The sequence below is a fragment of the Imperialibacter sp. EC-SDR9 genome (assembly GCF_902498805.1).
In the GTDB taxonomy this organism is placed as follows: domain Bacteria; phylum Bacteroidota; class Bacteroidia; order Cytophagales; family Cyclobacteriaceae; genus Imperialibacter.
Window position 1 is genome coordinate 299,654 of sequence record NZ_LR701574.1, and the last position, 13,090, is coordinate 312,743.

The following is a 13,090-nucleotide window of genomic DNA, read 5'->3' on the forward strand; positions in this document are numbered from 1 at the left end:
CTCGTGGTAATTTTACCACGTAGACACCATAAACCAGATAAATAATGAGCGAGATAACTGCACCGAAATCACCCATTAGTGATGCCGCAAGGTTTTTTCACCAAAGAAAAGGCCTCATTAGGTTTGAGGAAAAACCTGTCAGGTATTCAGTCAACCATCAGACAGAGAAAAAGAAGGGCGAAAAAAGGTACACAGTGACCGTTTCATAACCCTGGAGGATAATTATTTTAGATGCCATGGTTTAAGTGCCTAAGCCAACCGTTTGCATTAGAAAAGGACTTCATTTTTCATTTCAAGAATACTTCCCTCAAAGTTAGGCGCATACCTTCGGGCCCTCAAAAAACGATTGACATTGTATTCGTCGTAAAGCTCGTTGCCGGGGTCAACGCTGCTGACCCGCACCTGGCCTGACGCATGGATGAACTTTTTGTCACCAATCCACATCCCCACGTGTACTACCCGTTCGTTTTTCTCCGGAGTAGCTGGTGTTCCAAAAAACAACAAATCGCCTACTTCCAATTGATCAAATGGCTGCTCCGATTGAACCGGCTGCCCGGCATGCACCTGCTGCGAAGCGTCACGTGGAATCACCAGTCCATTCATGAAGTACACTGTCTTGGTAAAGCCACTGCAATCCATTCCTTTCGTGGATGTGCCACCCCATAGATAGGGAGCGCCCATCAGTTGAAAAGCAATATTTGTCAAATTATCGCCTGTGGGGTTTGCCTGTGCCAGCCAGCCTTCGACGGGCTTCGCTTCCTTCTTATTAACAAATGCCTCTCGTCCATCGGGATATTTCACCTGATAGAAATCTTTCTCTTCGCCCACCAGCTCCAGCACGCAACCCATTGCAAGGTCCGAAACCGGCTGAGCAGTTTCGCTGCCAGCTATGTATGAGAATCCGGCCACTCGGGTGTAAATGATTTTTTCGGCGCTTTTCCAGGTTTCGAAACCAGCCTTATCAAGCACAACAAGGCCACCATGGTCTACCCATGAAATATACTTGTCGGGCGTTTGCACCAGGTACCATTCCCCACTTTGCTTCAGCACGTTCAGGGGAGTGCCCAAAAGCGCCTGAGTGGCCAATTCACCGGAGTGGCGAGGATCCGAACGGATATTAGCGACAGAGTTATTGACCAATCCATAAATTTTTCCTTCCAATGCCGACGATGGCAACAACTCAATGCTGTCGGTGACAGTCAGGCCATGGTCTTTTAACGAATCAAGCAGTGCTGCTTTTGCCTCCGGTATATTTGTTTCACCAGTTAATACGACCTTTGATCCTTCATTTCGTGATGCTACCTGAAACAAAGCCACCCGTTTATCTGGAGCAAATTGCAGCCTGAGCTTAGCTATTTCTTCATCTGCAATGGGTTCTTTCTGATCTTTGCTGGCTTGTTCGCAACCTGCCAGGTACGCAGACAGCCCTACTATTATTATGAATGGCTTGATGTACTTTGTCATAGTTTTCGACGGTCTTTCAATGGCTAGACTGGCTCTTCCAGTTGAATTCAAAAACGATTTTACGCATTAATCATTTCAGCCACAATTTTTATAAAATCATTTAGTAGTTTTAGCTGACTACGATTAATTCAATACATGGATCACTACGGCTTTCTTTCGCTCCTCCCTCCTGTTATCGCCATTTTTCTCGCTATCCGCACCAAGCAGGTGTTTGTTGCGCTTATCATAGGCATTTGGCTGGGCTACGTCATTCTGGCGGGATGGAATCCTTTCATAGGGTCGCTGAATACTGTGCAGGCGATGGTGGACGTGTTCAAAGACGACGGAAACACCAGAACGGTGATATTCACCTTGTTTATCGGTGCCCTGATTGCCTTCATACAGCGGTCTGGCGGTGTGGAGGGCTTCATTGTGTATGTGAACAAAAAAATGGAGAGCGCCCACAAGGACAATGCAGAAAAAAAGGGCCTGTATGTAAGGCTGCTGGCGGGCATTACGGGGATGCTCATTTTCGTGGAGTCCAATATTTCAGTGCTTACTACAGGCACATTGTATAGACCACTCTTTGATCAGCTAAAGATTTCCAGAGAAAAACTGGCCTACATATGTGACTCCAGCTCAGCGCCGTCATGCATTTTGATTCCGTTCAATGCCTGGGGAGCCTATATCATGGGCTTGCTTCTTATGCAAGGCTTTGATCGGCCTTTTTCTACACTTTTTGCCTCGCTACCGTTTAACTTTTATCCATTGCTGGCCGTTGCTTTTCTCTTTTGGATCATCATTACCAACAAAGATTTCGGGCCGATGAAAAAGGCCGAAACCAGGGCTCGTGTGGAAGGCAAGGTAATTGCAGATGGTGCCACGCCGATGATATCAGAAGAAATCACCATCATAGCGCCCATTGAAGGCAAACCCCAGCGGGCCATCAACATGTTGGTACCAATCGCCACCATGGTGCTAACGATGCCCGTTTTTCTGGTTTATACCGGTTGGAGTAGCGTAAACTGGTCGCAGCAGCCCGGTATGTTTGACGCCGTCTTTGAGGCCATAGGTGGTGGCTCCGGCTCCGCTTCCGTTACTTATGCCGTGATCACATCGCTGGCTGTGGCGGCCACCATGTATGGCTTGCAGGGCATCATGACTGGAAAAGAGATGATTAACCTGACGCTAAAAGGCATGAGCGGCATGATCTCCATGGCACTGCTCATGGTGTTGGCTTTTGCCATTGGAAGCCTTTGTAAGACATTAGGGACTGGGTTTTATGTGGCTGAGGTAACAAAAAGCTGGTTGTCGCCTGCGCTGGTGCCGGCCATTGTGTTCGCAGTGAGCTGCTTCATTGCTTTTTCGACAGGCACCTCTTGGGGCACTTTTGCCATCATGATCTCCATTGCTGTGCCCATGGCGCAGTCGTTTGGCACCGATCCTCACGTGGCCATTGCCGCTGCACTGGGTGGCGGTGTGTTTGGCGACCACTGCTCTCCCATTTCCGACACGACCATGATTTCGTCTATGGCATCTGCTTCTGACCACATCGACCATGTGCGAACCCAGATGCCGTATGCCCTGTTAGCTGGCGGCATTACAGTAGTGCTGTACCTGATTGTGGGTTTTGTGACGCTTTAGTGGCATACTCCCCAATTCACCCTGGACATGCCAGCAGCACTTGCATCGGTTGGCGAGCTTGAGAAATTGGCGATAGACAAGCTAGTTTACTACCATGGCGGCTTGCTCTACAACGATGTCAATGCTAAGCTTCTAAAGCTGGAAAAAGGTATCAGGCAAGGCAGGAAAAGGCAAATACATTCTAATCGGCGTTATCAGGCTGTTACACTCGTAGTCGACACTTTCCTTAGCAACACAACGAGTTCTTCTACCTTTATCGGCTTGCTAATATAGTCGTCCATGCCCGCAGCAATGCAAATGTCGCTGTCGCCCTGCATGGCGTTTGCAGTCATGGCCACAATAACCGGCTGGTCGCCAGGTAAGGCCCGTATTTGTTTGGTGGCCTCAAGGCCATCGAGCACAGGCATCTGCACGTCCATAAACACAAGGTCAAAGCCGCCGCTGCGAACAGCATCCACGGCGTCCTGTCCATTTTGAACGATTACCGGACTGTACCCCAGCTTGCTCAGCACTCTCTCGGCTAGTTTTTGATTGACCAGATTGTCCTCGGCAATTAGCACTTTGAGTGCGTGCTTTTTCGAAAACTCTGCGTTCAACTGTTTAGATGTTGCTGGCTCCTCTTTTGGTTTATGCGTTTTCCCCTTTAGCTGGTCGATAATCGCCTTATAAAGCTCACTTTGACGAACTGGCTTCGTGAGTACTGCGGCAAACAGATCGGTGTATGTCTTGTGATGATCGTTGCCCAGGGAACTCAAGAGGATAATGGGCGTATCCTTATGCAGCTTTTTCAGGCCTTTTGCCAGCGTCACGCCGTCCATTTCCGGCATGTGCATGTCTGTGATAATGAGGTCGAAAGCACCTTCTCGTTTCACCAGTTCCAGGGCTTCGCTACCCGAAGTAGCGACTGAAGCAGCCAACTTCCATAGCTCAAGCTGATTACTCAAAATTTTCAAATTCGTTGAATTGTCATCAATTACAAGCACCTTCTTTCCCTCCAAACCTGCAACATTGAAATGCACGTAGGTTCGCAGCGCCTGCTGGCTGATGCCAACAACTATGTTGAAGGAAAATACCGTACCAATGCCAGGAGTGCTTTGCACTTCAATTTTTCCGCCCATCAGCCCAACAAGTCTTTCGCAGATCACCAGCCCAAGACCAGTTCCCCCATACTCACGGGTAGTTGAGCTATCGACCTGTGAAAATGGCTTAAAGAGGCGTTCAATCTTATCTTCCTGAATTCCTATGCCTGTATCGCTCACGTCAATTTGCAACCCCAGCGTTCCATTCGAGCCATGGCCCAGTTTTACATTGACGAAAATTTCCCCGTCTTTGGTGAATTTGATGGCATTACTAACAAGGTTTACCAATACTTGTTTCAAGCGGTGACTATCCCCCACTACTTGCGTAGGCACGTTGTAGCCAATCTGGTAGATGAGGTCAAGCCCGGCGACAGTCGCTCTGTTGGCGAACATGTCCAGCACTTCTTCGATGCAGTTTCTCAGATCAAAGTCCTTTTCTTCGAGCTCGATATTACCCGACTCAATTTTCGAGAAATCGAGAATATCGTTGATAACATTCAACAGGCCTTCACCGCAAATTTTGATCGTTTCGGAGTATTCCTTTTGTTCGTCGTCAAGTGGGGTTTCTGCCAAAAGAGAGGCCATTCCCAACACCCCATTCAATGGCGTTCGTATTTCGTGACTCATCGTTGCCAGAAACACACTTTTAGCTTTATTGGCTTTTTCTGCTTCCAACCTTGCCTGCCGCTCCTGATTCGTGGATTTCTCCAGCTGTTTGGTTCTTTCCTCTACCTGCTTTTCGAGTCTGAATTTCTGACTTTTTACTCTTCCCATCTTAATTCGGTAGTAACCTACCAGAAGCCCTGCCACAGCGAAGCTGGAAAATACTTTGAACCACCATGTAAGCCAAAATGGCGGCGATATCGATATTGCAAGGGATGCCTCATTTTGAGACCAGTGACCTTCGTTGTCAAGACCCCGAACCCGGAAAACATAGTCGGCGGGATCTAGATTGGTGTACGTAACGGCATTTTTTTCACCAATCTCGATCCAGTCCTCATCAAAGCCCTCCAACATGTACATATACCGCTTTCGAGACGGTTTCGTGAAATTCAACGAAGCAAACTCGATACTAAAAACTGTCTGGTCGTGACGGAGGAAAACCTCCGTGGCCTCACCGATGCTTATTTTTAAGCCCTCATCTGACAAACTATCGGTGCTGACGGCTAGCTCCTCATTGAACACTTTGAAGCTGGTGATTGCAATGGGAGGATCAAAGGCAGTATCAATAATACTGTCAGGCACGAATTGATTGAAGCCATCGTTGCCCCCAAAGTACATCGCTCCTGAGGTAGCTTTTAAAAATGCATGGTCTTTGAACTCTCCTTTGAGCAGGCCATCATTGGATGTGTAATTTTTGAATGTTTTGTTTGCTCTGTCAAATTTAGACAGTCCTTTATCAGTTCCGATCCACAGGTTATGATCGCTGTCTTCTAAGACACCGGCGACAATATTATTAAGCAGCCCGTCCCTTACCTGAAGAGCGCTGAAAGTATTTGTCTGTTTATCGAGAATATTGAGGCCATTATTGGTACTCAGCAGTATGTTGCCGCTGGAATCTTCCAACACGTTATAAATAACGTTGTTGCTTATCGACCCAGGGCCTTGTCCTTCTTTGAATACCGTAAAATTATCTGTGGCTGGGTTGAACTTGTTGAGTCCACCACCCTGCGTGCCTATCCAGAAATCTCCCCGGCTATCTTCAAGAAAAGACGTAACATTATTGGAGGACAAACTGGTTGAAACTTCAGGGTTGTTAAGATAATTTCGAAAACTTCCCTTTTCTCTTTGAAAAACGCTGACTCCTCCGCCGAATGTGCCCACCCAAATATTTCCTTTTTTGTCTTCATATATTCGCCAAACGTTGTTGCTTTTGAGGCTTCCAGGTTTGGTAGGATCATTTTTATAGTGGGTAAACTTATTTGTGATACGGTCGTAGACTGTCAGGCCGTCGGCCCAGGTGCCAAACCAAAGCTTGCCTTCGTGGTCTTCCATAATGGTTAACACATAGTCGCCGCATAAGCTGTTGGGGTTGCTGCTGTCATGGCGGTAGTGTGTGAAATTGCCCGTAGCCGGATCGAAAAGATTGGCACCGCCTCCATCCGTACCTATCCAAACAAGCCCGTCAGCATCTTCCATCATACATAATACCTTGTCGCTGCTGAGGCTATTGGCAGACGGGTTGTACTGAAAGTGGTTAAATTTATTGAAGTCGTTGTCGATGTAATTAATTCCCCCATTGAATGTACCGATCCAAATCGTTCCCTTTGAGTCTTCAATGATACTCCATACAGAATTGCTCGTCAGGCTAAACTGACTATCATTTTCTATATGATTTACAAAAGTATGGCCCTTTGGGTCGTACACAGACACACCGCCGTTTTCAAGACCAATCCAGATATTTCCGTCGGCATCTTCCTCCAATGCATATATGCTTTCTGTTACTAAGTCTCCTGGTGAATTCACTTTTCTAAAACCAGTTTCATGCTCTTTCATCAGGTTGAGCCCACCCTCTATAGCCCCGATCCAGATGTTTCCCTTCTCATCTTCCATGAGTACCCGAACAGAGTTGCTTGCAAGGGAGTTGGGATTGGCCGGATCATGCATAAACTTTATGAAAGATTTTCCGTTGGGGTTCAGCAAATAGAGGCCGTGGGCATAGGTTCCCACCCATACCCTGTCCTGGCTATCAACCATTACGGCTTCGACAGTCGATCCGCCCAGGCTTGTAGAGTCGCCTGGAATGTGAGCGAAATGTGTAAACGTTAGGGTGGTATTGTCAAAAAAGTCAAGAGTGCCATTTTCCATGCCGAGCCAAAGATTATCATCCTTATCGATCGCAAGCGTCTTTACCAGATTGCTGCTGATGCTGGTAGAGTCTGCGGCGCTATATTTGAACCGATAAAACCTACCCTTTCGCCGGTCGTACTTACTTAAACCGCCTCCCCAGGTTGCTACCCAAATATTACCCTGGCTGTCTTCAACCAACTGTTGAATGTAGTTGCTTCCAATCGTCGTGCTGTCGTCAGGCTCTTCGGTGTACACGGTAAACTTGTAACCGTCGTACTTATTGAGTCCATCACGGGTACCAAACCAGAGAAACCCCCGGCTATCTTGCAAAATGGAAATAACGTGACTGTGTGAAAGGCCATTGTCGGATCCGAAATGTTCGAACTTCAGGCGCTGATTTTGGGCCGCAACGGTAAAAACAAGTGCTAGTAACAAAAGAATTGACAATAAGACCGCAGCAATGCGCTGTTTCCGGATGTCTGCAAGGTTTTTCATAAGAGAGTGTTGGGTAAAATTTCTGGTCAATGTTCTCGCAGTAGATTGCGGCTATCTCATGGCGATCTCAGCTTCGATGTCTATGACCAATTGAAGAAGGGCGGCGCTCAGCCTGGATGTATACTGGGCGATCAGCAGTGGATGCTGGGCGTAAAATGCGTCCTTGACCTTCTCAATTAAGGTATTGACGTGGTGATCGTCAATCATATCGATGCTTACCGCAACTTTATGGCAAGTTGCAGAGAAAGTTGCCAGGTTTCCAGCTTGCACTGATTCCTGCAATGCAGCATGAAGCTCTTTAACATTGTCAACAAGGAGAAGACATAGTTCTTTTTTAAACTCCTGATCATCGTCGGTGTAAATGGAGAAATCGATATTCAGTGGCTTTGGCTGTTCGAGAGTTACTGCTGTATTCATATCATTTAATTTAAGAACGTCATACTATTTGAAGCTGGCACACTGAGACAAAAAAGCTTTAGCATCTGATTCATCTGATTATGTCCAACTTATATAAATGTAAATTTACGGGCACCTCAACGGGCAATTTTGGGTTTAGTCTGGAGTTTCTTACATCCGTAGTTAAATCGCCGTTATAGGAAAAATTGCAGAGTATCAGTAAAATACAAGGGATTTGGGCACGATTAGCGTTGTCAGGCACCCCTGAGTAATCCTACCCTGCCGGTATAAACTTTCAAATGGGGGTAGAAAGGTTACATCGTTTCGGAATTCCATAATTCCACGCAAATTACCTAAAGACTAAAAAAGCTGCCCCTTTCGAGGCAGCTCCACTCTATAAACTCACTGGGTAATTAATATTTTGCAGGCTTGCTGGGGCCTGGCAGCGATTTCTGAATAAAGTCTCTGATGTGGTCATTAGAAGTCACCAGATCTTCGGCTCTGAGATACATCATGTGGCCGCTTCTGTAGCCCTCCCACCTCAATCTGTCCTTCAGCTTACCACTGGGATCCATCTGCCACATGGAGTACTTGGCGTTGAAGTAGTCGGTGCCACCATCGTAGTAGCCTGACTGGATCATTACATGCATGTAAGGGTTCTGAGCCATGGCCTGGCGAAGGTTCTCACCGGTTTGATCGCCGCTTCTGTCCCATGGGTGCACTGGCCCGAAAAGATTGTATTGCAAATCAGTTTTGAATTTGAGCACGTCTCTCAGGTAATAGTTGATTGCCGGAGCAAACTCGTGGTTCCACATGGTCAGCGCAGGGTCGTAGTCACGACTGTCGCCGGCATCTTGCCTGTCAATTCCTTTGTAGCGGCTGTCGAGCCTGCCAATAGTCATTCCCTGGTCTCTTAGCAGCTCCTTCCAGTAAAAGTTGGTAGGTATCGCCAAATTGTGCTGAAGTAGCACCGACTCCTTTATGCCAGAGTATCTGGACATTTTAGCGGCCACCACTTTCCTTTTTGCTTCAGTGATAAACCCACCTCTGGTCATAGCTGGAATCACCTCGTCGATGGTGTATGCTTCAACTTCGGGTAAAATATCATCAAGGTCTTTGGCCTGTAAATCGGCGGGAAGCATTTTATGGTACCAGGCAGTAGCGGCATAGTAAGGCAGGTACAACGCATCATGCACGGGGCCATCACGGTCAATTCCAAGGCCTGTAGGCGATACAAGGATCACCCCATTAAAGTACATCCAATGTGCGTTTTGCAGCTCCAATGCCAAACCTGAAACCCTGGTGGTGCCGTAGCTCTCCCCAATAATGTATTTGGGCGATGACCATCTGCTTACTCTGGACACAAACACATCCAGCCAGTCGGCCAGGTATTTGATGTCTGCGTTCACACCAAAAAACACTGACTTCTCTGCTTTTGGATCCAGTATGCGGGAAAACCCAGTGTTTACAGGATCGATATAAACAATGTCGGCCACATCGAGAATCGAATTAGGGTTCTCCTTCACCCCATATGGCTGTAGAGGATAACCTTCACTGTCGATATTCAATACCACCGGACCAGTGTAAGCGATGTGCATCCACACCGATGCTGAGCCAGGCCCGCCGTTGAACGAAATCACGAGCGGTCTGTTGGCCTTGTTCGTGATGTCAGTTCTTTCATAATAAGTGTAAAACATGGAGGCTATTACTTTGCCATCCTCACTCCATACTGGCTGAGTACCCGCTGTAGCTTTGTATGGAATTCTCTTGCCTTTAATTGTTACCTCATGGGTGGTAGTGACCGCCGACTCTGCTGGCAAGGTTCTTTCCGGCATCGCTGTCGCTTTCTCCTGGGCTCTGGCCACGGAAACAGCACAGAAAATTAGCAGCAAACTTCTTAAAAGTATCTTTTTCATCATGATTGGTAAATGATAGTTGATTTAAGTCCCCGAAAAATAGACATATGTAAAGTTCGTTTGCTCAGAATCTTGATAGAAATCTCCTTGAGATGTTGAGTGGTAGCCACTGATGGAAGAATGTGCAACGGGCACTCAAAGAATGAAGTTGCCCCAAAAGCTCAAGTCGGTGTCTTGGCTTTTGGGGCACCTTTTCCTTCTTTGTCAGTACTTTCTACCTTTTACTGTTGATGTCGACCATTCCACTGTAATCAGCCTTGATTTTACTTAGCAGATCCGACAACTCCTCATATCTGTCGTAAGCATCTTTTCCTGGCATCTGGTCGGCCCTGTTCAACATGAAAGAAAGGTACCGGATTTGATCAACTAACATCGGCTGCATGTATATCCCTTCCGGGGTGGTCACCTGGTCCTGAAGCGACTGAAGCGCAGCCAATTTCTTCCTGGCATTTCCTGACTTGTTTCCGTCCAGGGCCTTTACCGCTTGCTTAATATCATCCTCCAAATGGCTAGCCTCTGACAATAAATCTCTTACCTGTAGTGCCAGCTTTTCCTGAGCCAGCAGCTCTTCCTGAGTAACGCCAGCGTCAGCAACTTTCGGATCGATCAGCACATCGAAGCTTTCGCTATAGGTATTACCAGCAATGGTAAACTTGGCTGTGTAAGTTCCGGGAGATATCATAGGGCCGTTGCTAAACGCTCTGCGTGTGTCAGCACTCCAGGCACCCACATGTGTCATATCCCATTGAAAGCGGTTGGTACCCACTTTGTTTGGCAGTCCTGGCTTGCCTCCTTTGGTAAAGAAGCCGGTGGCCATATCGGTGGTTCCTTTGTCAGTCTTGGGTCTGCTGGCGCTGGTGAACGAACTGACGGTGTTTCCGTCTTTATCGGTAATTTCCAAAATAATGTCCGACTCGGCTTTGTCTTTAAGGTAATAATCGATGGTGACGGCAGCGTCGGGATACTCTGGGTATTTCCCTTCTCCATTATATCTGTAGCGGAACCTATGAGCTACTTCGGGTTTGAACAAATGAGCTCCTTTTGATGAAACTGTCTTGATCGAATGCAGCGCACTAATATTGTCCATTATGTAGAATCCTCTTCCCATAGTAGAAAGTATCAGGTCATTGCGAAACACCTTGATATCGGTGATGGGTGTCACAGGAAGGTTTTGCTGAAACGACTCCCAGTTAGCTCCGTCATCGAAAGAAATGTACAGCCCAAATTCTGTGCCTGCATAAAGTACCCCCTCCTTTTCCGGGTCTTCCCGAATCGTTCTTGTTGGGTGATCGTCGGGAATGCCGTTGGTGATAGCTGTCCAGTTAGTACCGTAGTCAGTAGTTTTAAAAAGGTAAGGCTTCCAGTCACCCAGCTGATAGCGAAGCACAGCCACATACGCCTTTCCTTCCTGGTGCGGAGACGGCTCTACGCAGTCAACCCTGCCGCCCTTTGGCATCTTTGGCGTCACATTGGCCCAGGTTTTGCCTCCGTCTTTGGTTACGTGCACAGGGCCATCGTTGGCACCCACCCAAATCAAACCTTCTTTCAGCCGTGATTCATTGATATCATAAATAGTGCTGTAGTACTCTTCTCCAGTCACATCACGGGTAATGGGGCTTCCTGAAATCACCTGCTTGTCTGTTTCAAAAGCTGTGAGATCCGGTGAAATAATTTCCCATGTTTTGCCATCATCTACAGTCTTGTGGAGATACTGCGAACCATGATAAACCACTCCCGGTGTGTGGAATGAAGCGTGAACCGGCGCTACCCGCTGAAATCTGAATTTAAGGTCTTTGGGGTTGTGTCCGTAAATGTTTGAAGCGCCAACGTAGTACTGCTTTTCCTGGCCCGTCCGCTTGTCATACACTCCGAAGCGGCCTTTACAATTCGAATAGATAATGTTTGGATCACCTGGCTTTGGCACTGCCGGGCCTGTTTCGCAGCCTCCCACTGCCATCCAGTAGCCGACAGCTCCTGATGGGTGATCATAAGGTGGGGCACTAGGCACTGCTATCGTTGAATTGTCCTGCTGACCAGCATACAGCCAGTATGGATATTGGTCATCTACTTCCACCTGGTAGAGCTCTGCCGTTGGCTGATTGTTTTGTGTTGACCATGAGATACCTCCATTGAGGGTCACATTGGCGCCGCCGTCATTGGATTGTATCCAAATCATCGAATCATTTGGGTTGATCCAAAGGTCGTGGTTGTCTCCATGGGGAGGATTAAGCCTTGTCCAGGTTTTACCGCCATCTCTGGACCTGATGCCCGGGTTAGCCTGAGAGAAAACGTCAGATGCATTGAGCGGATTGACATCCACATTGATATAGTAAAATGGCCTGTTGACAAGGTCTTCGTTGTCGCTTACATGGACGAATGACTCTCCCTGGTCATCGGAGCGATAAAGCCCCTGCTCCTTTACTGGAGCTTCAACAATGGCATAGAGCCTGAGCGGGTCAGCCGCACTCACTCCAAGGTCTATTTTGCCTATAAGACCTTCAGGCAGACCTTTTGTCTTTTTTTCCCAGGTTTTGCCACCATCTTTCGATTTGTATATTCCACCCTCCTGGTATCCCCCACTGATGATTGTCCAGGGTGTTCTTTTGAATCTGTACATTGCTGCATAAACAATATTTGGGTTATTGGGTGCGAATTCAAGATCTACTGCACCTACCGAGTCGGAATCATAAAGCACCTTGTCCCAGGTAGTGCCGCCATCAGTCGATTTATAAACGCCCCGCTCTTCATTGTTTTGAAATGCCTGCCCCATGGCTGCCACAAAAACTATTTTTGGGTCGGTCGGATCAATCTCCACAGCGCCAATCTGCCCAACTTTCTCAAGGCCCAGGTGGCTCCAGGTTTTTCCTGCATCAGTTGATTTGTATACACCTTTTCCTGTGATCACATTGGAACGGATGCCGTCAGTGCCTGTGCCTACGTAGATAATATTTGGATCGGTGGCCGCTACTCTGATGGCACCGATTGAGCCAGTGGCAAAATACCCGTCCGATACGTTTTTCCAATTGATGCCATAGTCGGTAGTTTTCCAAACGCCACCACCAGTTGCTCCCATATAAAATGTGCCTGGCTCGCTTGGAACGCCCGTCACCGTAGTAACACGGCCACCCCGGGTTGGTCCAACATTCCGAAACTGAAAGGCCTGGTATATTTGTTTTTCGGACGGCTGAGCCTGCAAAGGAAAATTAGCCAAAAGAGCCAAAAAAACGGCACCGGCAGCATTTAGGAGGGCACTTTTTTTCATGAGTAAGGTCGCTTGTTCTAATGTCCCGAAGTTAGAAAAGTTGGTTCACAGGGTTAAGCCGTTTG

General features: G+C 47.5%; 7 protein-coding genes. 2 read left to right on the top strand and 5 right to left on the bottom strand.

The genetic code is table 11. From position 1 onward, the window contains the following. The first annotated feature begins 44 nt into the window (after nt 1-44). Entirely contained in the window at nt 45-209 is a 165-nt protein-coding gene (locus GC130_RS28510; RefSeq protein ID WP_193217739.1) for a hypothetical protein, read from the top strand. A 58-nt stretch (nt 210-267) separates the two neighbouring features. Here GC130_RS28510 and GC130_RS02615 read toward each other — a convergent pair whose 3' ends face one another. Continuing rightward, nucleotides 268-1,464 carry a C40 family peptidase gene (locus GC130_RS02615; protein ID WP_151996698.1) on the bottom strand — a complete coding sequence of 399 codons (1,197 nt, stop codon included), beginning with the start codon at nt 1,462-1,464 and terminating at the stop codon, nt 268-270. 135 nt (nt 1,465-1,599) lie between these two features. On the opposite strand from GC130_RS02615, the gene GC130_RS02620 reads away from it, so the two are divergent. Continuing rightward, a complete protein-coding gene (locus GC130_RS02620; protein ID WP_151996699.1) occupies nt 1,600-3,087 on the top strand; it encodes a Na+/H+ antiporter NhaC family protein in 1,488 nt (495 codons plus the stop codon). Nucleotides 3,088-3,281: 194 nt separating this feature from the next. Here GC130_RS02620 and GC130_RS02625 read toward each other — a convergent pair whose 3' ends face one another. The 4 genes from GC130_RS02625 to GC130_RS02640 form a co-directional block, all read right to left on the bottom strand. Next, nucleotides 3,282-7,451, bottom strand: a complete 4,170-nt coding sequence (locus GC130_RS02625; RefSeq protein WP_151996700.1) for a hybrid sensor histidine kinase/response regulator — start codon at nt 7,449-7,451, stop codon at nt 3,282-3,284. A 51-nt stretch (nt 7,452-7,502) separates the two neighbouring features. Next, nucleotides 7,503-7,868, bottom strand: coding sequence for a hypothetical protein (locus GC130_RS02630; RefSeq protein WP_151996701.1), 366 nt, complete (start codon nt 7,866-7,868; stop codon nt 7,503-7,505). A 392-nt stretch (nt 7,869-8,260) separates the two neighbouring features. Beyond that, nucleotides 8,261-9,763 carry a S10 family peptidase gene (locus GC130_RS02635; RefSeq protein ID WP_151996760.1) on the bottom strand — a complete coding sequence of 501 codons (1,503 nt, stop codon included), beginning with the start codon at nt 9,761-9,763 and terminating at the stop codon, nt 8,261-8,263. 214 nt (nt 9,764-9,977) lie between these two features. Beyond that, complete coding sequence (locus GC130_RS02640; RefSeq protein ID WP_151996702.1) at nt 9,978-13,025, bottom strand: hypothetical protein; 3,048 nt, start codon at nt 13,023-13,025, stop codon at nt 9,978-9,980. Nucleotides 13,026-13,090: the final 65 nt, after the last annotated feature.